Source organism: Jidongwangia harbinensis (assembly GCF_020216025.1).
Lineage (GTDB): Bacteria > Actinomycetota > Actinomycetes > Mycobacteriales > Micromonosporaceae > Actinoplanes > Actinoplanes harbinensis.
Genome location: NZ_JAIWNC010000025.1, coordinates 21495 through 43945, shown reverse-complemented (window position 1 = coordinate 43945; position 22451 = coordinate 21495). Strand labels below are relative to the sequence as shown.

The window sequence follows — 22451 nt, the reverse complement described above, 5'->3', positions numbered from 1 at the left end:
ACGGTCGGTGAAGCGATGACCGCCGCGGGCTGGATCGCGCTGGCGATCACCGTGTTCGGTGCCTTCAGCTACGCCGCCGCGTCGATCCTGCAGGCGGTCGCCGCCCGCCGCAGCTCCGGTACGGTCCAGACCCTGCGCCACCCGCTGTACCTGCTCGGCATCGGCTGTGACGTGCTGGCCTGGGTGGGTTCGATGATCGCCCTCCGCGAGCTGGCGGTCTACCTGGTCGAGTCGGTCCTGGCCGGCTCGCTGGCGGTGACCGTGGTGGCCGCCCGGTTCGTCCTCAGGTCGCGGTTGCGCCGGCGCGACGTGGTCGCCGTGGTGGTCTCCATCGGCGCGCTGGCCACCCTGGCCCTGTCGGCCGGGCCACAGGACAGCGTCCCGACCTCCGACGGGCTCCGGCTGTGGTTCTGCGGCGCCGCGGTCGCCGCCGTGGTGACCGCCTGGGGTGCGGCCAGGGTCGCCCCGCCCGGGATCATCGCGGCCCTGGCGGGACTCTGCCTCGGCGGCGCGGCCCTGGTCGGGCGGGCGCTGCCGATGCCGCCCGCCGGGGACTGGACGGTGACCGCCCTGGCCGTGCTCACCGAGCCGCTCGTCGCGGCGCTGCTCACCTTCGCCGCCACCGGCATGCTGCTGTACGCCCACGCGCTCCAGCACGGCCAGGTCGGCCCGGTCACCGCGGTGCACTGGACCGCGGAGGTGGTCGCGCCGTCCGCCGTCGCACTGCTGATCCTCGGCGACACCGTCCGTCCCGGCTGGGAACTCGCCGCCGCGGTCGCCGGTCTGGTCACCGTCGGTGCCGCCGTGGTGCTGGCCACCGCGCCGGCCACCCACGCCACCGCCCGGCCCGGGGAGATCGCACCGGCGACCACCCGGCCGGCGCTCCCGTCCGCGGCCCGGCCGGCTCCGGTCCGGCGCACCGAGCGGGTGATCTGGTGGGGTCCGCCGCCGATCTGGATCCCGCCGAAGCGGACCGTCGAGACCCTCACCGGCCGGCCGCTGCGCCAGCTCACCGCGGACGGCCCGCACGCCGTGCCGCCCGGCTGGACCGGTCCGCAGCCGGCCGACGCGGTGCCGGCCGAGCTGGCGCCCGCGCCGCCCCGGCCGGCCCGGCAGCTGCTGCCGGAGCCGGACGCCGCCGTCCGTCTTCCGCTCCGCTACACGCCTTAGCGGACCGGGACGCCTTGGTGGACCGGGACTCCTTAGTGGACCGGGACGCTTTAGGTGGACCGGGACTCCTTAGTGGACCGGGACGCTTAAGGGGACCGGGGACACCGACGCGCCCCGTCCGCCCGCCGAGTCAACCGCACTGTCGGCCATCCGCCTTTGCCGCATGCCGCAAACCCCGACCCTGGCGGGCCGCGGCGCCGGGCCGATGTACTGAGCGGCGATGCCGCGTCCGTTCCGGAGACGTGGCCGCCGTCCGGGGGAGCCGCCATGCACCTGCCCACCCGATCCCGCGCGTCCGCCGCCGCGCTCGCCGCGGCGCTGCTCGTGGCGCTGTCGCCGGCGCCGGCGCAGGGCGCCGCCCGGCCGTACGCCGCGATCGATCTCGGCACGCTGGGCGGCGCGACGAGCGCCGCGTTCGCGATGAACGACGCCGGGCAGGTGGTCGGCATCAGCCAGACCGCGGCCGGGCAGGCACACGCCTTCCTCTGGTCCGCGGGCCGGATGACCGACCTCGGCACGCTGCCCGGCGGCACCTACTCGGTCGCGGTCGACATCAACGCCGGCGGCCTGGTGGTCGGCAACGCCTCGGACGCCGCCGGGGTGCAGCACGCCGTCGCCTGGGACCGCGGCCGGATCATCGACCTGGGCCATCTGGGCGGCGGCGACGGATCGGTCGTCGCGGTCAACGACCGCGGGCAGGAGGAGCACGCGTTCCGGTGGCACGACGGCGTCATGCAGGACCTGGGCACCCTGGGCGGTCCGGGCAGCCGGGCCACCGCGATCAACGACCGGGGCGCCGTGGTCGGGTTCGCCGCGGTGGCCGATCAGGTGAACCGCCCGTTCCTCTGGCGGGCCGGGGTGATGACCGACCTGACCGGGCGCGGGCTGACCGCCGACGACGACCTGTCCGACATCAACGACCGCGGTGAGCTGGCCGGCACCCGCTCGGGTCGCGCCATGCTGTTCCGGTGACGCCTCCTTTCGTCATCTGAGAAGGATCTCGAATCAGCAGACGCTTCCACGCCGCGACCGTCCACTAAGGTCATTCGCGACCGACCGGGTCCAGGCAGTGCGCATGCCGGACCTCTCTGACACGCCGGACCTTTCTGACACGTCGGCATCGGCCGGTCGTCACCGGTCTTCTTACGCCACGCCGCAGGCGTGGATTCTCTGATCGCTACGGGGGCGTTCATGAAATCGAAAGTGTCGTGGGTCGCGGTCTGCGTGGCCCTGTTGCTGGTCGGTGGCGTCACGCCGGCCCTCGCCCGGCAGGCGCCGGTGCTGACCCGGCCCGTCGCCGAACTGTTCGGCAACCATCCCGGCTACGGCTACGCCGGTTCCGGCGTGCACACCGCCACCGGCAACTACAGCGGATCGTGGTCGGACCTGTCCATGCCGGTCGGACTGCTCTCCTGGTCCCGCACGTACAACTCGCTCAGCACCGCCGACGGCCCGCTCGGCACCGGCTGGTCGGTGTCGTTCGGCGCGCGGCTGGTGGAGGCGCCGGACGGCTCGGTCGCGTTCCACGGCGACGATGGCCGGGTGCTGACGTTCACGCCGGACGGCAGCGGTGGCTACCGCAGGCCGCAGGACCTCGAGGCCGTGCTGTCCAGGACCGCGGACGGGCTGTTCTCGCTGCGCTACTCGGCCGGCGGGCAGACCTGGTCGTTCGACTCCGGCGGTCGGCTCGCCCGGCGCACCGGCGAGGGCGAGTCCGTCACGGTGGTCCGCGACGACCAGGGCCGGGCCGTGTCGGTGACCCACTCCGCCGGCTACCGGCTGGAACTGACGTACGCGCCGGACGGCCCGCTGGTCGCGGTGGCCGCCGGTGACGGCCGGACGGTGCGCTACGGCTACTCCGCGGACGGCGCGCTGACGTCGGTGACCGCGGCGGACGGCACGGTCACCCGGTACACCTACGACGGCGACGCGCGGCTCCGCGAGATCGAGGACGCTGAGGAACGCCGCGTGCTCGCGAACACCTATGACGGCGACGGGCGGGTCCGGCGCCAGGACCTGAGCTCCGGCGGGGCCGAGTTCGGGTACGACCCGGAGGCCGGCACCACGACCGTGACGAACACGACCACCGGCGCCCGGACCACGTACCGGTACGACGCCGCCGGCCGGTTGATCGGGGTCACCGACGCCGCCGGCAACGAGGCCGTGCAGCAGTTCGACGCCGAGGGCCGGCTCGTCGCGAGCACCACCGCCGGCGGCCTGCGCACCACGATCGCCTACGACCCGCAGGGCAACATCGTCCGGCAGGAGACCGGCGGCGCGGCGACCGCGATGACGTACGACCCGCAGAACCGGGTGACCACCGTGACGGACCCGTCGGGCGCGGTCACCCGGCTGTCGTACACCGGGGACAGCCAGATCCCCACGGAGGTGCGGGACGCGGCCGGCGGGATCACCCGGGTGAAGGTCGCCGACGGACTCGTCACCGAGACCGTGGACCCGGGCGGGGCCAGGACGAGCTTCGCGTACGACGACGGCCGGCGGCTGACCGGCGTGACCGATCCGCTCGGCGGCACCACCCGGTACGAGTACGACCAGGCCGGTCGGCGGGTCGCCACGGTCACGCCGACCGGCCGGGTCACCCGGGACACCCGCGACGCGCTCGGCCGGGTCACCGCCACCACCCAGCCGTCCGGTGCCCGCAGCACCTACCGCTACTCCGGCACCGGCCGGCTGCTGGCCGTCACCGACCCGGCCGGCGCGGTCACCGCACACGAGTACGACGCCGCCGGCCAGCGGATCGCCACCATCGACCCGCTGGACCGCAGGACCACCTACACCCGGGACGGCGACGGGCGCCTGCTGACCGCCACCGACCCGGCCGGCGGTGTCGACCGCTTCACCTACGACGCGCTGGGCCGGCAGTCCTCGGTGACCCACCGGACCGGTGCGGTGACCCGCTACGCGTACGACGCCGAGGGCCGGGTGACCGAGGTGCAGGAGGCGGCCGGCACGACCGTCACCGGTCACGACGCCCGCGGCAACGTCACCACGACGACGGACGCGCTCGGCCGGGTCACCCGCTACGTGTACGACGCGATGAACCGGCTGGTCGGCCGCACCGATCCCACCGGCGCCACCGAGCGGTACGGGTACGACGCGGCCGGCCGGCTCGTCTCGACGACCGACCCCACCGGCCACACCACCCGGTACGAGTACGACGCCGCCGGGCGGCGCACCGCCGTGATCGACCCGCTGGGCAACCGGACCCGGTACGGCTACGACGCCGCCGGCCGGCTGGTGCGGACCACCGACCCGCTCGGCGGCGTGCTGCGGTACGAGTACGACGCGGACGGCCGGCGGATCTCCGAGACCACCCCGGCCGGCCTGGTCACCCGGTTCCGCTACGACGCCGACGGCCGGCCGACCCACATCACCGACCCGCGTGGCGGGGTGACCCGGCTGGAGTACACCGAACGCGGCGAGCAGACTGCGACGATCAAGCCGGACGGCGCCGTCCACCGGCTGCGTTACGACGCGGCCGGGCAGCTCGTCTCCACCACCGACGCCAACGGCGGCGTGACCAGGTACACCTACACCGCCGCCGGTGATCTGGCCACGCTGACCGACGCCAAGGGCGCCCGGCGCACGTTCGCCAGTGTGGACGGTGGCCGGGAACGCAGCTTCACCGACGCGCTGGGCCGGACCACCCGGCGGACCTACGACGACGCGGGCAACGTCACCAGCGTGGTCGAGCCGTCCGGCCTGACCACCCGTTCCGAGTACAACGGCGCCCGGGAACTGGTGCGCCGGATCGGCACGGACGGCAGCGTGGTGGCCTACACCTACGACGGCGCGGGCCGGCGGGCCACCATGACGGACCGCACCGGCACCACCCGGTACGCCTACGACGCGGCCGGCCGGCTGCTGAGCGCGACCGAGCCGGACGGCAAACGGCAGCAGATGACGTACGACGCGGCGGGCCGGCAGACCTCGCTGCAGTACCCGGACGGATTGCGGGTTTCCTATCGCCACGACGCCAACGGCAACCTGACCGGCCTGGACTCCGCGCCCGGCAACGCCCGGTTCACGCTCGACCCGGACGGCCGGCTGCTGACCGAGAAACTGCCCGAGCAGTGGGAGCGGCGCTACCGGTACAACGGCGGCCTGCTGGTCCGCTTCGAGGAGCTGCGCTCCGGCCGGCACCACCGGGACGTCCGGCTCACCCGCGACTCGGACGGACTGGTCACCGCGCAGGCGGACGGCGACGACGTGGTCGAGTACCGCTACGACGCGGCGGACCAGCTGACCGCGGTGCGCGACGACTCGGGGGAGATCCTCCGGGCCGGCTACGACGAGGTGGGCAACCGGACCTCGATCGAACGCAAGGGCGTGCCGACCCGGCTCTCCTACGACGCCGCCGACCAGCTCGTCCGCACCGAAACCGGTGACCACCGCGTCGACCACCGGTACGACGACGCCGGTCGCCTGATCGAGCAGTCCGACGGCCGGCAGCGCCAGACCATCGCGTACGACGGTTTCGGGTTGCCGGCGGTCTCCACCTACACCGAGGGCCGGCAGACCGAAACCCGGCGGGCCACCTACAACGGCGACAACCTGCTGGTGCGGCTGGACACCTCGGCCCGGGACTCCGCCCTGCGGGAGACCTCGCCGACGGCCGCGGTGCGGTACCGGTGGAGCCTCACCGACGACGTCCCGGAGATCCTGGAGCAGCGCACGGAGGGCGGGCACAGCGCGGCGGCCGCGGCGAGCGGCGGATGCGGTGCCGAGGCCGACTTCGTGTACGGGTACGACCGCGTCATGGCCACCAACCGGTGCGGTGCGGCGGTCTTCGCCCAGGACGTGTTCGGCTCGACCGTCCGCACGGACGAGACGGCCGCGTGGGCCAGGGCCGGCGGGTACGACGCGTTCGGTCAGCCGGCCGGTGGCGACCACGACCCGTTCGCGTCCGGCGGCCGGTTCGAGCAGCCGACGTTCGGGTACCGGGGCGAGCTGGTTCTGGGTTCGTCGGTCTACCTGCGGGCCCGGGTGTACGACACCACGACCGGCCGGTTCACCGCCCGCGATCCGCTGTCCACCCAGCTGGGGCAGACCGATGTGGTGAGCCCGTACGCGTACGCCAACAACAGCCCGCTCGACTACGTCGACCCGACCGGGGAGATCGCGGTCGGCATCGGCAGCATCATCGGGTCGCTGGTGCCGGCGCTGCTCGCGGCGCTCAGCGGCGGCTGGGACTGCCCGGATCCTGGCAACTCCGTCGACTCACACGTCAAATGCTTCCAGGGCATCCCGTTCAAGACCCGCGGCGAGTACGACGGCAAGGAGTGGGCGCTGAACGGCGCCGTCGGGCCGCTGTCCGAACTGTGGTTCAACCAGAAGCAGGAGTACGCGGCCCGCGCCTTCGTCGTGAACTACTTCAGCAACAAGATGAACTCGTTCTGGGAGGAGGCGTGGGACTGGGACTGGAACGACTTCGGGGTCAACCCGCACGTCGACTGGGAGGTGCGCCTCCGGGAGAACGGCTTCCAGCGCGGCCCGGAGGGACCGAACGGCGCCTTCATCTGGGCCCAGCCCATGAAGATCGACCTCGTCATCAAGGAGCGGTACATCTACGAGGTCAAGCGGTGGGAGAACGGCAAGTGGGTCCAGCGGGTCCGGGAACAACTCGACGAGTACACGGCGGCCGGTGCGCAGTGGGGCGTCACCTGGGAACTCGGGACCGAGCTGCAGGACTGGGCCGACGGGTTCGAGGCCTTCCAACGCAAGGGCCTCTTCGGCCGGGAGGAGGCCAATGTGGTCATCTGGGGTGACGCACCCGGGCATGTCTACTTCGACGAGGAGAAGAACGTCGGTGACGACGAACGCGCCAAGATAAAGGCGAAGAAGAAGGGCGGCAAAGGCAAGTCCGGCGGCGGTAAGGGCGGCAGACCGCCGAAGGTGCGGTAACCGGAAGTGGGGGAGCGGTCGATGGGCACCACCGTGGACCCGGACGTGGTCGCCGGTCTCGTACCCGAGGCCACGATGATCGTCCAGGCCCGGTCGCCGGCCGCTCCCGATCGGTTGCTCGCCGCGATGCGTACGGCCGCGGCGGACCTCCGGGAGCTGCACGAGGCGATGTCCGTCGGGCCGGTCGTTCCGCTGCCGGGCGGGCCGGTGGTCGTCGTCGAGGTCGGCACCACGCCGCCGGCCCTGCTGCGCGCCGTTCCGGACCTGGTCGTCCGGCGGCTGGACGAGGCCGGGGTGCGCGACGCCCGCCTCGTCCAGCAGCCGAGCGCCACCCCTCGATATCTGCCGCTGCGAGCGCTGGCACCGGCGGCCCGAACCGTGCTGCACCACCGGCCGGCGACCCCGGCCGGCCCGAGCGACCCGGGCGCACCGGGCAATGCAGCCGGGGGCGGAGCAGCCTGGCTGGGTGGGTCGGCCGGCCCGAGCGATCCGGGCGCGCTGGGTCAACCAGCCGGGCCGGGCGGAGCAGCCGGGCCGGGCGGGTTGCTCGAAGTCGCCGGCGCCTGGTTGTTGGGCGAACATCGACCGGCGGACAGCCTGGTGGCGATGGCGTCGTCGGTCGCGGTCGACGTCGAACCCGGCGCGCTCGTCCCGGCGCTCGCCCCGGTGCTGGCGGCCGGCGCGACGGCGGTGGCGGTGAGCACGAACTTCGCCGGCCGGGTCGCCGCGGCGGTGGTCGGCACCGGCGCCGATCCGGCCGGCTCGGCCGCGTTCACCATGGCCGCCGGGGACGCCGAGGTGGCCGGCGCCCTGCGGCGGCAGCGCGAGGTGCTGCTCCGGTACGCCGACCGGGTCGTCTGGGCCGGCGTCACCGCGGAACCGGACGCCGACGATCTGCTGTTCCTCCGCTGGCGCGATCGGGGCTCCCCGCCGGACCGGCCGTCCGTCGACCGGCTGGCCGAGGTCGCGGTGCCCGACGCCATGTGGTGCCAGATCCTCTCGCCCGGCCACCTGGCGCGGCTGGGCGGACCGCCACCCGGTGCGACCGAGGTGGCCCCGGACCGCTTCGTGCTCACCCTCGGCGAGCCGGAGCAGTGGCTGCCCGGCCATCCGGACCGGGAGGTGCTCCGCCGCCGTGGCCGTGACCTGCTGGCGGATTGCCTGCTCTCCCCGGCCGCGGCCACCGCCCTGACCCGCGAGCGGGTCCGCGCCGCGGCCGGACTGCGCTGAGCGGCCGTCGCCACCCGCGGTCCACTGGCGTACGGCGCCATCGACCCGCTCCCACCGAGCGGTGGCGTCCGACCGGCGGAACTCTCGCCACACCCAAGAAAATCTACGCCGTCATGACTAGACTTTCTGGGTAAGGGCGATTAGCGTTTCTCGGGTCGGAAGCGAAGAGTCAACAAAGACGCGGACGCACCGCCCGATGGAGGGCGAAGGAGCAGGGCCGAGGCACGTTCAGGGCTCCGCTCGCTGCGCCGCACGTGTCGGGGCCATGAAGTCGCGTGGGGTTCCGGCGCCGGCGAAGCAGATGGTGAAGAGTTCGGGAAGTCGGAGGAAAGGGAGGGTCGCACACCGTTGGATCGCCCGCTGCCGGCCGCTGTGACGGGCCGGGCGCGGACACCGCAGTCTCCATCGAACGAGAGGTGGTCTCCGGTCACGCTTATGATCCTCGCGCCCCCGCCCCCGGGTGGGACGGCGCGGAAACGACAAGCCGGCGTACCGCCGGCGGATGGTGTTCTGATCCACAGCCCTCGGGCCCCGGTGCGAAAGCGCCGGGGCCCTCGTCGTGGACCGTACGATCAGGCCGGTCGGTCCGGCTCGCGCTCGATGCCGGCCAGCACCGAGGCCACCACCTTGCGCACGGCCGGGGTGTCCGGGGGCGTGTTCTCGCCGGCGACGAAGAGCAGGTGCACGCCCCCGATCAGCATGACCCCGAGCGTGTCGGCGTCGGCCTCCGCCGCGATGCGGCCCAGCTCGCGCTCCGCCGAGAGGTACGCCCCGATCATCACCGCCGCGTCGGTCAGCACCGGAACGCCGGCCGGCCAGGTCCGCCGCAGCCGGGTCCGCAGTTCGTCCCGGACGGTGACGAGCCCGACCATCGCCACGGCCACCGACCCGAACAGGGCGGTGAGCGCCTCGGTGAGATTCCCGGCGACGGTGCCGGTGCCGGCGGAGTCCCGCAGCGCGGCGGCCTGCTCATCCATCCGGGCGACGTTGTCCAGGACGAACTCGGCGAGGAATTCGTCGAAGTCGGTGAAGTGCCGGTGCAGGACACCCTTGGCGCAGCCCGCCTCGGTGGTGACCGCCCGGCTGGTCAGCGCGCCCGGACCGTCGCGGAGCAGGATGCGGGCGGCCGCGTCGAACAGCTGCCGGCGTACGTCGCGGATGGCCACCCCGGTCGGCACCGTGAGCACCTCCTGGTCGAGTGGGCGCGCGCCCACTAAGGTGGGCGTATGCCCACTCTACCGCCCGAGCGAAGCCCGCAGTTTCAGCAGGTGGCCGAGTCATTCGGCACCGATCCCGAACGCTACGACCGCGCCCGCCCGCGCTATCCCGACGCCCTGGTCGCGCGGGTGGCCGCCGCCGGCCGCGAGGTGCTCGACGTCGGCTGCGGCACCGGCATCGCGGCCCGCCAGTTCCAGGCGGCCGGATGCACCGTGCTCGGCATCGACCCCGACCCGCGGATGACCGAATTCGCCGACCGCACCGGGGTGCCGGTCGAGGTGGCGACGTTCGAGTCCTGGGAACCGGCCGGCCGGACGTTCGACGTCGTCGTCGCCGGGACGGCCTGGCACTGGGTCGACCCGGTCGCCGGTCCGGCCAAGGCGGCCCAGGTGCTGCGGCCGGGCGGACGGCTGGCCGCGTTCTGGCACGCGGTCGACCCGCCGCCGGACGTGACGGACGCCTTCACCGCGGTCTACCGGCAGGTGCTGCCGGACCTGCCGTTCCCGATCGGGCCCAGGAGCCATGGCGCCGACGCCTACCAGCCGCTGTTCACCCGTGCCGCGGACGGGATGCGGGGGACCGGCGCGTTCGGCGAGCCGGAGCAGTGGCGGTTCGACTCGGCGCGGACCTACACCCGCGACGAGTGGCTGGACCAGCTGCCCACGTCCGGGGCGCTCACCCGGCTCGCGCCCGACCGGCTGGCGGAGTTGCTGAACGGCATCGGGTCCGCCATCGACGCGCTGGGCGGCCGGTTCACCACGGCGCAGGCCACGGTGGCGGTCACCGCGGTGCGGGCCTGACCCGGAGCCGGACGGGGGTACGCCCGGCTCCGGACCGGGAGATCAGCGGAGACCGGTCAGCACGGTACGGCGGTGAGGTGCACCGTCGCGCGCCGCACCGTGATCGTGCTGGCCTGTTCCGCCGCGGAGGCGGCGGTGAAGCGCACCTGGCTGTTCACGTTCACCGAACTCGACTGCCCGCACGGCGCGGCGCCCAGCGGCGCCAGTGCCGCGGCGTCGTGGACGTGGGTGTCGGTCGACGCGCCCGCGGTGGTGTAGTGCTTCGCCGGGACCACCGTGGTGTCCGCGGCGGTCTCGCTGTAGTAGTACGCGGCCAGCTGCTCGGCGTCCGTGCCGGCGACCAGATCGGTGGCGAGGTCGTACGTCGCCTCGGAGACCGTGTAGGTGTAACCCTCGGCGGGCGTGACGCTGATGTTGACGGCGCAGTTCTTGCGCCGGTCGGGCAGCGTGCTCGATCCGCCGACGCGCGCCGTGAAGCGGGTGAAGTCGAGTACCACCTTGCCGCCGCCCACCGTCACGCCGACCCCGTCGCCCTGACCGGGGCAGCCCGTGCCGTTCATCACCACCTCGTCGAAGGACAGGGTGGGCGCGGGGGGCGGGGTGGGGATGGGGGGCGGCGTGGTGGGGTCCGCGGCGGCGACGCCCGGGGTGAGCGCGGTGGCCACAGCCGTGGCGGTGACGACGCTCATGACGGCGCCACTCCACGCTGAGATGCTTCGCATACTTCGCTCCAATCCGTTGTGGACCATGCGCCGCATATCCTGGCATTGCCCCGTAACGCTCCGCAGACGCGAGTAACCGGTCGGTAAGGGGCATTTGCGCTGCGTGCGGGCCGTCGGCGTACCGTGATCATGGTGTCCGGGTCTGCCTCATCGGCCCTGGCCGATGCCCCTCCGCGCCGCCCGCCGGGCGGTTGCCCGCCGCCTAGCGACAAGATAGGAACACGGGTGCTGCTGACCACGCCTGAGGACGCGATCCGGGCCGCCCACCGGGTGGCCGACGTCTGGGCGCCGGGCGTCCTCGCCCGCGACCGGGCCGGCGCCGCCGTGGTGCCGCACGACGAACTGCGCGCCCTCGACACGTCGGGCCTGCTCGGAATCACCGTGCCGGCGCGCTTCGGCGGCCCGGGACTCGGCCCGTCCACCCTCGCCGAGGTCGTCCGGACCCTGGCCGCGGTCGACCCGGCACTCGCCCAGGTGCCGCAGGGCCACTACCTGATGGTGGACGTGCTCGCGGTGTGCGGCCCGGAGACCGCCCGCAACCGGCTCTACGCCGACGTGCTGGCCGGCCGGCGGCTCGGCAACGCGCTCGCCGAACGCGGCGGCCGGCACGCTCAGGACCTCACCACCCGGCTGACCGGATCGCGGGTGACCGGGACCAAGTACTACTGCACCGGCGCGCTCACCGCGGCGTGGATCGCGGTGAGCGCACTCGACGACGACGCGCGGCTCCGGCTCGCGTTCGTGGCCCGCGACGCCGCCGGCCTGACCGTCGACACCGACTGGAACGTGATGGGTCAGCGCGCCACGATCAGCGGCACCACCACGTTCGACGCGGTGGACGTGGACCCGGACCTCGTCGTCGACTACGCCGGGGCGTACGCCGTACCCCAGCAACTCGGCGCCCGGGCGCAGCTCGTGCACGCCGCCATCGAGGTCGGCATCGCCGGTGGCGCGCTGCGCGACACCCGGGAGTACCTGCGCACCCGGGCCCGCCCCGCCACCGAGGCGGTCCGCTACGGCGCCGCGGACGTGGCCGGCGATCCGCACGTGCTGCACCGGTACGGCAGGCTGGACGTCCGGGTCCGGGCGGCCGAGGCGTTGCTCGCCCGGGCCGCCGCCGACCTCGACGAGATCGGCCTGGTCCCGGCGGACGCCGCGGCGGCGGCCCGCGGTTCCCTGTCGGTGGCGGCGGCCAAGGCGTTCGGCAGCGAGGTGGCCGTCGAAGCGGGATCGGAGCTGTTCGCGCTGGCCGGCGCGAGCGCCGCGGACGAGCGCTGGGACCTGCACCGGCACTGGCGGAACGCCCGCACGCACAGCGTCCACGACCCGGTGGACTGGAAATACCACCACATCGGCGGGTACGAGGTCGGCGGCGTCCTGCCACCCAGCCACGGCCAGCTCTGACGTTCCCGGCGCGGCCGGGTGTCCCGGTGGGTGCGAGCGCCGCCACTCAGGACAGCGGCAGCTTCCAGCGCTGCGCGGCCTTGCCGGTGCACGGCTGGATCGTCAGGGCCGGCCCGCCCTTCTTCTTCGGCAGGATGCCGAGGCAGCGGTCCGCGACGGCGTTGAACAGCGCGCCGTCGGCCTGCGGTACCCACAGCTGCGCGCCACTGTTGTTGCAGTCCCAGAGCTGGATCCGGTAGTTGATGTCGGCGCCGCCGTTCCCGCCGGTGTCCAGGCACCGGGTCAGATCCGAGACCGTCCACATGAGTACGCCCTGCCGGGTGATCCGCCACTGCTGGCCGGCCGACTCGTCACACGCCCGGGCCTCCACCTTGGCGCCGTTGACGGTGCTCTTGGGCAGGTGGATGCAGCGGCCGTCGTTGCTCGTGACGGTCTTCACCGGCGGCGACCTGGTGGGCTTCGGGCGGGGCTTGCGGCTCGTCCGGGTCGGCGTCGGGGTCGGCTTCGACTTCGACGGCTTCACCCGGGTCGGGGTGGGCGCGGCCGAGGGCATCGACGGCCACGCGGCCGGGGCGGCCACCGGATCGACGAACTGCCGCCCGTCGCCGGTATCACGCAGCCGAAGGGCGGCGGCCGCACCGCCGGCGAACAACAGGAGCGCCGCCACGGCGAGCGCCGCCACCACCGGCATCCGGCGGCTGGCCGACCCGCGCGCCGGTCCGCTCGCCGGCCCGTCGGTCCGGGTCGGCGGTCCGGTCCCCGCCGACCGCACCGGACCGGCCGGAGGCGCCGTGCCCCCACCACCCCCAGCGCGGCCCCTACCGCCCGCGGCGCTCCCGCTGATTGCGGCGCTCCCCCCGACCGCGGCGCTTCCGCCCCCTGTGGCGTTGCCGCGGGGTGCCGGGGTGCCGCCTCCTGGGGCGTTCCCACGGGTCGCCGCGTTCCCGCCGCTTCCGGGGGTCGCGGCGCCCGGCCGCATCCCGGGAACGGGCGACGGCGCGGCCGGCGTCGGCGGGCGGCTCGGCGACTGGTGCGGCGCGGGCGGCACCGACGGCGGAAGCGGCATCAGCGGCCGCGCCGCCTCCCCGGTGCGCCGGCTGCGGTAACTCTCGATGATCTGCTGGGGCGTGGGCCGCCGCGCCGGCTCGGTGGACACGCAGGCGCGGATGAGTTCGGCCAGGCCGGGGTCGACGCCGGCCAGGTCGATGTCCGCCTGGAGCAGCCGGAAGTAGATCGCCTCGGCGCGGCCGCTGCCGTACGGCTTCCGGCCGGTGGCCGCGTGCGCGATGGTGGCGCCGAGCGCGAACACGTCCGCCGCCGGGGTGAGTTCGTCGTCCTCGGTGAGGAGTTCGGGCGCGAGGTATCCGGGGGTGCCGACCACGATGTCGGTCTGGGTCAGCCGGGTGTCCGCGGGTCCCCGGGCCAGACCGAAGTCGATGAGCTGCGGTCCGGTGGTGGAGAGGATGACGTTCTGCGGTTTGAGGTCGCGGTGGCAGATGCCGTGCGCGTGGATGTCGGCGAGGCCCTCGGCGAGGCTGGCGATCAGCCACAGGCAGTCGTCGACGCTCATCGGGCCGTGCGCGCCGACGGTCGCCGCGAGCGTCGGGCCGGGAATGAATTCGGTGGCCATCCAGTACGGCGGTTCGGCCAGTTCGCTGTCGATCAGCGCGGCGGTGTACGCGCTGCGGATGGTCCGGAGCGTGTTCACCTCGCGCTGGAACCGGGACAGCGTGTCCGGATCGGTGAGCAGGTGCGTGCTGATCATCTTGACCGCGGCCAGTCGTCCGCCGGGGGAGCGCCCGAGGTAGACCGTACCCATGCCACCGTTTCCCAGCCGGCCCTCAAGCTCGTAGCGCCCGACCTGGGTCGGGTCGCTCGGCAGGATTGGTTGCACGGTCCGTTCCTCTCGCAATCCGTCGGCTCGGTCGAGCGGATTGTAGGGAGCGGACGCCGGACCGGATGCTCTTACCGATGTCGATGGATTGTGTGCTCTGAGCAGAGCCGGAGCCGGTTCAGCGCTGTTCGGAGCGGGCCTGGAGCGATTCGGCGGGGCCGGTTTCCCGCAGCTGGTCGCCGAACTTTGCCTCTTTTCGCCTCGCCGGAAGGGGCTCCCGGCCCAACGCCAGCCGGTCCGCGAGTACGCGAGCCTCGTCCAGGCCGGCCCGGACGGCCTCCTCGCGCCGGGCCGGGTCCAGGTCCGTCGGTTGCACGTTGACGAAGGTGATGTCGGTGATCCCGACGAAGCCGAAGATCGCTCGAAGGTACGGCTCCTGCAGGTCGTACGCGTGCATCGGGCTGCCGGGCGAGTAGTCGCCGCCCCGTGACGTGACGCAGACCAGCGTCTTGCCCGCGCAGAGGCCGACGGGGACACCGGCGTCGTCGTAGGCGAACAGGTAGCCCGGCTGCACGATGGCGTCGAGGTAGTACTTGAGGGCGTACGGGATGCCGAAGTTCCACATCGGTGCGGAGATCAGGCAGATGTCGGCCCGGCGGAACTGGTTGATCAGCGTCTCGACGGTCCGCCAGGGCGCGGCGCGGGACCCCTCGATCGGGCGGCCGCGCATCAGGTCGTACTTGGCGTCGATGTTCTCTCCGGCCACCACCGGCAGGTCGTCGGCGAACAGGTCCAGCGTCTCGATCTCGAGGTCCGGCCGGTCCGCCCGCAGCTGATCCAGGAACGGACCGGAGACCCGCAGGGTGGTGGACGCCGACGAACGCGGCGTGGCAACGACATGAAGCAGCAACATCAAACCCTCCCCGAACCGACAGCGCCCGAATCATCCCCCTTTAAAACGACTAATCGGGCATACGACACGCGGCGAGTGGTGGTGGGAGCAGATGCCGCATCGCACCGACAGGTCCGGCGCCACAAGTCCAGGATCGACGGGGGAGGGCGGGGTGTCAGCGGGGCGGGCGGACGGGGGGTGGGAGGGTGCTGGCCAGCTGGTGGGACCAGGCGCGGATGACGCGGGCGCGGCGGCGGGAGTCGTCGGTGAGCACGTCGGCCAGGGCCAGCCCGCGGGCCAGGTCCAGGGTCGCCTGGATCAGGCTGCGCATGGCCGGGTCGGTGTCGTCCACCCCGAGCAGGCGGACCGCGCGGCGGTGGGCGTCGCGGGCGAAGCGCCGTTCCAGCGGCACCACCGCGGAACGCAGGTCCGGGTCCGCGGCGGCCACCGTCCACACCTGCAGCGCGGCCCGGAACGGTTCCCCGCCGATCGCCTCGACCAGGCCGGTCACCACGGCGTGCACCCGCTCCGGACCGGAGCCCTCGGGCTCGGGCAGCGCATCCAGCATCGCGCCCCGCTCCGCGAACGCGTGCTCCAGAGCGGCGATGATCAGGGCTTCCCGGGTACGAAAGTGGTGCTGCACCGCGCCCCGGCTGATGCCCGCCTCGGCGGCGATGAAGGCCACCGTGGAGACCTCCCAGCCGTGCCGGGCCAGGCACCGGACCGCGGTCTCCAACAGCCGCCGGCGGGTGGCGCGCGACCGGTCCTGCCGCGGCGCCGAGACGTCAGCCACCGCCGGCGACCACGGCCAGCGGGGTGCCCTGGGCGACCTGTTGTCCGACGGTGACCGGCAGCTCGGCCACCGTGCCGGCCGCCGGGGCGTGCACCACGTGCTCCATCTTCATGGCCTCCAGCCAGATCAACGGCTGACCGGCCGTTACGGTGTCGCCGGTCCGCACCGCCACCCGCACCACGGTGCCGGGCATCGGCGCCACCAGCGCGCCGGCCGGCAACCGGGCCGGCGGGCCGGGGAAGCGCGGCACCCGGCGCAGCTCGACCGAGCCCTGCGCGCCGTCCACCACCACCCGGTCGTCGTACCGGGCGACCGTCCACCCCCGGCGTACCCCGTCGAGGTCCAGCACGACCGACGCGGCGGTGGCCTCGACCAGGCCGGTCCCGGTCCGGCCGTCCACCTCCAGGCCGGCGCGGCCGAACCGGTAGCGCACCGGGAACTCGCGCTCGCCGACGGCGTAGGTGCGGCTGCGGTACCCGACCGGGATGTTGCGGAACCCGGCCGCCGGGTGGCCCACCGTCGCGGCGTCGGACAGCGCCGCGACCAGGGCGGCGACGGCCGGGTCCGGCGCGCTGCCGGCGGTCAGCTCGGCCGGGGGGTGGGCCGTGTAGAAGCCGGTGTCGGCGGTGCCGGCCAGGAAGTCGGGGTGCAGCAGGCTCGCCACCAGCAGGTCCCGGTTGGTGGGCAGGCCGTGGACGCGGGCCCGGCGCAGGGCGGCGGCGAGCTGCCGGGCCGCGGACTCGCGGGTGGGCGCGTACGCGACGACCTTGGCGAGCAGGGCGTCGTAGTGGGTGCCGACCACGCTGCCGTCCTCGACGCCGGAGTCGAGGCGGATCCCGTCCGCGGGTGGCCGGTCGAACCGCGCCCGGACCCCGGGCACGTCGAACGCGAGGACGGTGCCGGTCTGCGGGCGCCAGTCGTCGGTGGGGCTCTCGGCGTACAGGCGGGCCTCGACTGCGTGGCCGGTCATCGCCGGCTCGGGGCCGGTCAGCGGGCGGCCCGCGGCGACGTCGAGCTGCCCGGCGACCAGGTCGACGCCGGTGACGCATTCGGTGACCGGGTGTTCGACCTGCAGGCGGGTGTTCATCTCCAAGAACCAGAAGTCGCCGCGCTCGTCGGCGAGGAACTCCACGGTCCCGGCGCCGCGGTAGCCGACCGCGGTCGCGGCGAGCCGGCCCGCGGCGAGCAGCCGGTCCCGCAGGTCGCCACCGAGCCGGTCGACCAGCGGTGCGGGCGCCTCCTCGATGACCTTCTGGTGGCGCCGCTGCAGCGAGCACTCGCGCTCGCCCAGCGCCCACACGGTGCCGTGGGCGTCCGCCAGGATCTGCACCTCGACGTGGTGGCCGGACTCCAGGTACCGCTCGCAGAAGACGGTGGGATCGCCGAACGCGGCGGCGGCCTCGCGGGCGGCGGACGCCACGGCGTCGGGCAGTTCGGCGAGGGTACGGACCACGCGCATGCCCCGCCCGCCGCCCCCGGCCGACGCCTTGACCAGCACCGGCAACTCGGCCTCGGTGACCGTGGCCGGGTCCAGCAGGGCGAGTACGGGCACCCCGGCGGCGGCCATCCGGCGCTTGGACTCGACCTTGGAGCCCATCGCCTGGATCGCCTCGGGGCCGGGGCCGATCCAGGTCAGGCCGGCGTCCCGGACGGCCCGGGCGAAGCCGGCGTGCTCGGCGAGGAAGCCGTACCCGGGGTGGATCGCACCGGCGCCGGTGCGGCGGGCGGCGGCGAGGATGAGGTCGCCGCGCAGGTACGTCTCGGCGGACGTGGCGCCGGGCAGGCGTACCGCGCTGTCCGCCTCCCGCACGTGCGGGCTGCCCGCGTCGGCGTCGGCGAAGACGGCCACCGTGGCCAGGCCGCGCCGCCGGCAGGTGGCGAAGATCCGGCGGGCGATCTCGCCCCGGTTGGCTACCAGAACGGTGTCGAAGGTCAACGGGATCACATCCGGAAGACGCCGTAGGCGTCGGTGCCCCGGACCGGCGCGGTGTGGATGGCGGACAGCGCGATGCCGAGCACGTCGCGGGTGTCCCGGGGGTCGATGATGCCGTCGTCGTAGACCAGTCCGGACAGGACCATCGGCATCGCCTCCGCGGAGATCTGCTGTTCGATCGCGTGCCGGACGGCCTGCGCGCCGTCTTCCTGGAACGGCCTGCCCTGGGCCAGCGCGGACGCCTTGGACACCAGGTAGGTGACGTCGGCGAGCTGCTGCGCGCCCATCACCGCGGACCGGGCGCTGGGCCAGGCGAAGACGAAGCGCGGATCGTACGCCCGGCCGCACATGCCGTAGTGGCCGGCGCCGTACGAGTTGCCGATCAGCAGCGACAGGTGCGGGACGGTGGAGTTGGACACCGCGTTGATCATCAGGGCGCCGTGCTTGATGATCCCGCCCTGCTCGTACTCCTTGCCGACCATGAACCCGGTGGTGTTGTGCAGGAACAGCAGCGGCGTGTGCGACCGGTTGGCCAGCTGGATGAACTGGGCCGCCTTCTGCGCCTCGGCGCTGAACAGCACGCCGCGGGCGTTGGCCAGGATGCCGACCGGATAGCCGTACAGCTCGGCCCAGCCGGTCACCAGCGAGTCGCCGTAGCGGGGTTTCACCTCGTCGAAGTCGCTGTCGTCGACGATCCGCGCGATCACCTCCCGGGGATCGAACGGCGACTTCAGGTCCGGCGGCACGATCGCCAGCAGGTCGTCGGCGGGGTAGCGCGGCGGCTTCGGTGCGGCGGTCGCCGGGCCGGACGCCTTGCGCCAGTTCAGGCGCGCGACGATCCGCCGGCCGATCCGGATCGCGTCCGGCTCGTCCACCGCGTAGTGGTCGGCCAGGCCGGACACCCGGGCGTGCATCTCGGCGCCGCCCAGCGACTCGTCGTCGGACTCCTCACCGGTGGCGGCCCTGACCAGCGGCGGGCCGGCCAGGAACACCTTGGACCGCCGTTCGATCATCACCACGTGGTCGCTCATCCCGGGCAGGTAGGCGCCGCCGGCCGTGGAGTTGCCGAAGACCACCGCGATCGTCGGGATCCCGGCGGCGGACAGCCGGGTGAGGTCGCGGAAGACCGCGCCGCCCGGGATGAACACCTCCTTCTGGGTGGGCAGGTCGGCGCCGCCGGACTCGACGAGCGCGATCAGCGGCAACCGGTTCTGCGCCGCGATCTCGTGCATCCGCAGCGTCTTGCGCAGCGACCACGGGTTGCTGGCGCCGCCCTTCACCGTGGGGTCGTTGCCGATCACCAGGCACTCCACCCCGCTGACCACGCCGATCCCGGCGACCACGCTGCCGCCGGTGGGAAACGGGGACCCGTAGCCGGCCAGCGCGGCCAGTTCCAGGAACGGCGAGTCCAGGTCGAGCAGGAGCTCGATCCGTTCCCGGACGGTCAGCTTGCCGCGGGCGTGGTGCCGGGCGACGGCCTTCTCTCCGCCGCCGGCCACCGCCGTGGCGTGCTCGGCGGCGACCTCGTCGAGCGCGTCCAGCATGGCCTGCCGGGCGGCTGCGGCGGCCGGGCCGTCCGGGTCGAGCGCGGTGGGCAGCACGGTCACGGTCGCTCCAGGGCGTCGGGGATCGCCACGTGCCGGGACCGCAGCCATTCGCCGAGTCCCTTGGCCTGCGGGTCGAACCGGGCGTGATAGGCCACGCCGAGGCCGAGCAGGCCCTCGATGACCACGTTCACGGCCCGGATGTTCGGCAGCCGGGTGATCCGGACCGGCCGGTCGGCGGCCTCGGGCAGCAGGTCGCGGACGGTGTCCTCGGTGATCAGCGCGGCCAGCCACCGGTACGCCGCGTCGTCGCGTACCCACAGCCCCACGTTGGCGTTCCCGCCCTTGTCGCCGGAGCGGGCCCCGGCCAGCGTGCCCAGCGGCAGCCGGCGGGCCGGTCCCGGGTCACCGGTCGCCGGGTCGCCGGGCGGCGGACCGGGCAGCGGTTCCAGCCGGCGGGTGACCGGCGGCGGGTCGATCCGCTCCACCGTCCCGTCGGCCCGCACCACCTCGTGCGCCGGGACGGCCTGCGGCACGTACCCCGCGGTGAACACGCCGTAGGGATGGGCCCGGCCCGGCGGTGCCGTGCTGAAGAAGCCGGGGTACGACGACAGCGCGACCTCCACCGCGGCCTCGCTGAACGCCCGGCCCACCACCGTCTCGTCGGCGTCCCGGGCGACCACGGTGAGCAGCGCGGACGCCTGCTCCTGGGTGGGCGCGTCCGGGGTGTCCAGCCGGGCCAGGGTCCAGGTGACCTCGGCCGGTACGGTCCGGCAGGCGGCGGTGAACTGGCGCCGGAACAGCTCCGCCTTGGCCTCGACGTCCAGCCCGGTCAGCACCACGGTGACGGCGTTGCGGTAGCCGCCGATCGAGGTGCACGAGACCTTCACCTCGGGCGGCGGGGGCTCACCGCGTACCCCGGTGATCCGCACCCGGTCCGGCCCGTCCGGCCGCAGCGAGATCGTGTCGAGCCGGGTGGTGACGTCCGGGCCGGCGTAGCGGGCGTCGTCCACCTCGTACACCAGCTGGGCGGTCACCGTGCCGACCGTGACCGCGCCACCGGTGCCGGGATGCTTGGTGATGACGCTGGAGCCGTCGGCGTGGATCTCGGCGATCGGGAAACCCGGCCGCACCGGGTCGCGGATCTCGCCGAAGAACGCGTAGTTCCCGCCGGTGGCCTGGGCGCCGCACTCGATCACGTGCCCGGCCACGGTGGCGCCGGCCAGCGCGTCGAGGTCGGTGCGGTCCCAGCCGAAGTGGGCGACGGCCGGCCCGACCACCAGCGAGGCGTCGGTCACCCGTCCGGTCACCACGACGTCGGCGCCGGACTCGAGGGCGCGGGCGATGCCGAAGGCGCCGAGGTACGCGTGCGCGCCGAGCGGCGAGCCCAGGCCGAGCGGGCCGGCCCGCTCGGTCAGGTCGTCGCCGCGCACCAGGGCGATGCGGGACGTCAGGCCCAGGTCGCGGATCGCCGCCACCAGCCCTTCCGGGTTCACGCCGCCGGCGTTGGCCACGATCCGCACCCCGCGTTCCAGCGCCTGGTGCAGGCCGTCGCGCAGCTGGGCGAGGAACGTCCTGGCGTAGCCGGTCGCCGGGTCGGACCGGCGGTCGCGGGCCAGGATGAGCATGGTCAGCTCGGCCAGGTAGTCGCCGGTCAGCACGTCCAGGTCGCCGCCGGTGAGCATCTCCCGCATCGCCGCGAACCGGTCGCCGTAGAACCCGGAGCAGTTGCCGACCCGAAGCATCCCGTGACGGTGGCACAGCCCGGGAAAACAAGCAAGCTTGCTTGTTTTGCCGGGGACGGGTTCGCTAGCGTCGATGGATGCGCCTCACCGAGGACCACCGGGCACTCGCCGAAACCGTGCGGCGGTTCGTCGACACCGAGGTCAACCCGTTCGTCGACGAGTGGGAGGCGGCCGGGCGGGTGCCGCTGCACGACCTGTTCGGCAAGGCCGCGGCGCTGGGCCTGCTCGGCCTCGAGTACGACGAGGCGTACGGCGGCGAGGGCGCCGACCCCAGCTTCCAGCTGGCCGCCGCCGAGGAGTACGGGCGGATCCACGCCAGCGGCGTCGGAATGGCCATCGGCGTCCAGGCGATGATGGCCACGCCGTCGCTGCACGAGTTCGGCTCGGACGAGCTGAAGCAGCGCTACCTCGCGCCGGCCGTCGCGGGCACCGCGGTCACCGCGGTCGCGGTCACCGAGCCGGACACCGGCTCCGACGTCGCCCGGCTGGCCACCCGGGCGGTCCGGGACGGCGGCGACTGGGTCATCACCGGCCGCAAGGTCTACATCACCAACGGGGCCCAGGCCAACTGGCTCTGCCTGCTGGCGCGCACCTCGGACGAGGGCGGATACCGCGGGATGTCGCAGATCGTGGTGCCCACCGACCGGCCCGGGTTCCACGTCGCGCGCACCTTCGACAAGCTCGGCAACCGCTGCTCGGACACCGCCGAACTGGTGCTGGACGAGGTGCGGGTCCCGGTCGCCAACACCATCGGCGAGGTAGGACGCGGCTTCCAGCAGCAGATGCGGCAGTTCGTCACCGAGCGGATGTTCGCCGCGTACACCACCGTCGGCACCTGTCAGTACGCCCTGGACCGGACCCGGGAGTACGTCCGCGACCGCACCGTCTTCGGCCGGCCGCTCGCCGACCGGCAGTACGTCGCGTTCCGGCTAACCGAGTTGCAGGCCGAGGTGGAGCTGCTGCGCAGCCACAACCTGATCACCTGCGAGGCGCTGATGGCCGGCGAGGACATCACCCGGTACGCCACGGTGGCGAAGCTGAAGGCGGGCCGGCTGGTCCGCGAGGTGGCCGACTGGTGCCTGCAGTTCCACGGCGGCATGGGCTACCTGGAGGAGACCTGGACCGCCCGGATGCTCCGCGACACCCGGCTCATCTCGATCGGTGCGGGCGCCGACGAGGTGATGCTGCAGATCCTGGCCCGCCTCGACGGCCTGCCGGCGGAGTGATCCCTCGTACCATCG

The 22451-nt window shown here is 73.8% G+C and carries 15 protein-coding genes; 7 read left to right on the top strand and 8 right to left on the bottom strand.

The window, feature by feature from the left end:
• Window positions 1–15: 15 nt before the first annotated feature.
• The 4 genes from LDL48_RS27640 to LDL48_RS27625 all read left to right on the top strand — a co-directional run bounded on the left by LDL48_RS27640 (window position 16) and on the right by LDL48_RS27625 (window position 8325).
• Window positions 16–1170 carry a hypothetical protein gene (locus LDL48_RS27640; RefSeq protein WP_225258151.1) on the top strand — a complete coding sequence of 385 codons (1155 nt, stop codon included), beginning with the start codon at window positions 16–18 and terminating at the stop codon, window positions 1168–1170.
• Window positions 1171–1437: 267 nt separating this feature from the next.
• Window positions 1438–2142, top strand: coding sequence for a hypothetical protein (locus LDL48_RS27635; RefSeq protein WP_225258150.1), 705 nt, complete (start codon window positions 1438–1440; stop codon window positions 2140–2142).
• A 219-nt stretch (window positions 2143–2361) separates the two neighbouring features.
• Window positions 2362–7095, top strand: coding sequence for a DUF6531 domain-containing protein (locus LDL48_RS27630; RefSeq protein WP_225258149.1), 4734 nt, complete (start codon window positions 2362–2364; stop codon window positions 7093–7095).
• Between the two features lie 21 nt (window positions 7096–7116).
• On the top strand, window positions 7117–8325 hold the full coding sequence (locus tag LDL48_RS27625) for a hypothetical protein (RefSeq protein WP_225258148.1): 1209 nt from the start codon (window positions 7117–7119) through the stop codon (window positions 8323–8325).
• 572 nt (window positions 8326–8897) lie between these two features.
• Here LDL48_RS27625 and LDL48_RS27620 read toward each other — a convergent pair.
• Entirely contained in the window at window positions 8898–9539 is a 642-nt protein-coding gene (locus LDL48_RS27620; protein WP_225258147.1) for a TetR/AcrR family transcriptional regulator, read from the bottom strand.
• Window positions 9540–9593: 54 nt separating this feature from the next.
• Between LDL48_RS27620 and LDL48_RS27615 the strand changes: the two genes are divergently transcribed.
• Window positions 9594–10343, top strand: coding sequence for a class I SAM-dependent methyltransferase (locus LDL48_RS27615; RefSeq protein ID WP_225258146.1), 750 nt, complete (start codon window positions 9594–9596; stop codon window positions 10341–10343).
• A 56-nt stretch (window positions 10344–10399) separates the two neighbouring features.
• On the opposite strand, the gene LDL48_RS27610 is transcribed toward LDL48_RS27615, so the two are convergent.
• A complete protein-coding gene (locus LDL48_RS27610) occupies window positions 10400–11032 on the bottom strand; it encodes a DUF4360 domain-containing protein (protein ID WP_225258145.1) in 633 nt (210 codons plus the stop codon).
• A gap of 258 nt (window positions 11033–11290) precedes the next feature.
• Here LDL48_RS27610 and LDL48_RS27605 point away from each other — a divergent pair, with 258 nt between their 5' ends.
• Window positions 11291–12469 carry an acyl-CoA dehydrogenase family protein gene (locus LDL48_RS27605; RefSeq protein WP_225258144.1) on the top strand — a complete coding sequence of 393 codons (1179 nt, stop codon included), beginning with the start codon at window positions 11291–11293 and terminating at the stop codon, window positions 12467–12469.
• A 46-nt stretch (window positions 12470–12515) separates the two neighbouring features.
• Here LDL48_RS27605 and LDL48_RS44255 read toward each other — a convergent pair whose 3' ends face one another.
• The 6 genes from LDL48_RS44255 to LDL48_RS27565 form a co-directional block, all read right to left on the bottom strand.
• Window positions 12516–14363, bottom strand: a complete 1848-nt coding sequence (locus LDL48_RS44255; protein WP_308016502.1) for a protein kinase domain-containing protein — start codon at window positions 14361–14363, stop codon at window positions 12516–12518.
• Between the two features lie 118 nt (window positions 14364–14481).
• Window positions 14482–15216, bottom strand: a complete 735-nt coding sequence (locus LDL48_RS27585) for an FMN-dependent NADH-azoreductase (RefSeq protein WP_225258143.1) — start codon at window positions 15214–15216, stop codon at window positions 14482–14484.
• 154 nt (window positions 15217–15370) lie between these two features.
• A complete protein-coding gene (locus tag LDL48_RS27580) occupies window positions 15371–15988 on the bottom strand; it encodes a TetR/AcrR family transcriptional regulator (protein ID WP_225258142.1) in 618 nt (205 codons plus the stop codon).
• Entirely contained in the window at window positions 15981–17924 is a 1944-nt protein-coding gene (locus LDL48_RS27575) for an ATP-binding protein (protein WP_225258141.1), read from the bottom strand. Before LDL48_RS27575 ends, LDL48_RS27580 begins: the two co-directional genes overlap by 8 nt.
• Window positions 17925–17929: 5 nt before the next feature.
• On the bottom strand, window positions 17930–19528 hold the full coding sequence (locus LDL48_RS27570) for an acyl-CoA carboxylase subunit beta (RefSeq protein ID WP_225258140.1): 1599 nt from the start codon (window positions 19526–19528) through the stop codon (window positions 17930–17932).
• Window positions 19525–21210, bottom strand: coding sequence for an acyclic terpene utilization AtuA family protein (locus LDL48_RS27565; protein WP_225258139.1), 1686 nt, complete (start codon window positions 21208–21210; stop codon window positions 19525–19527). Before LDL48_RS27565 ends, LDL48_RS27570 begins: the two co-directional genes overlap by 4 nt.
• 77 nt (window positions 21211–21287) lie before the next feature.
• Here LDL48_RS27565 and LDL48_RS27560 point away from each other — a divergent pair, with 77 nt between their 5' ends.
• The gene (locus LDL48_RS27560; protein ID WP_225258138.1) at window positions 21288–22436 is read left to right on the top strand and encodes an acyl-CoA dehydrogenase family protein; all 1149 of its coding nucleotides are present in this window, start codon (window positions 21288–21290) and stop codon (window positions 22434–22436) included.
• The last annotated feature ends 15 nt before the right edge of the window (window positions 22437–22451 follow it).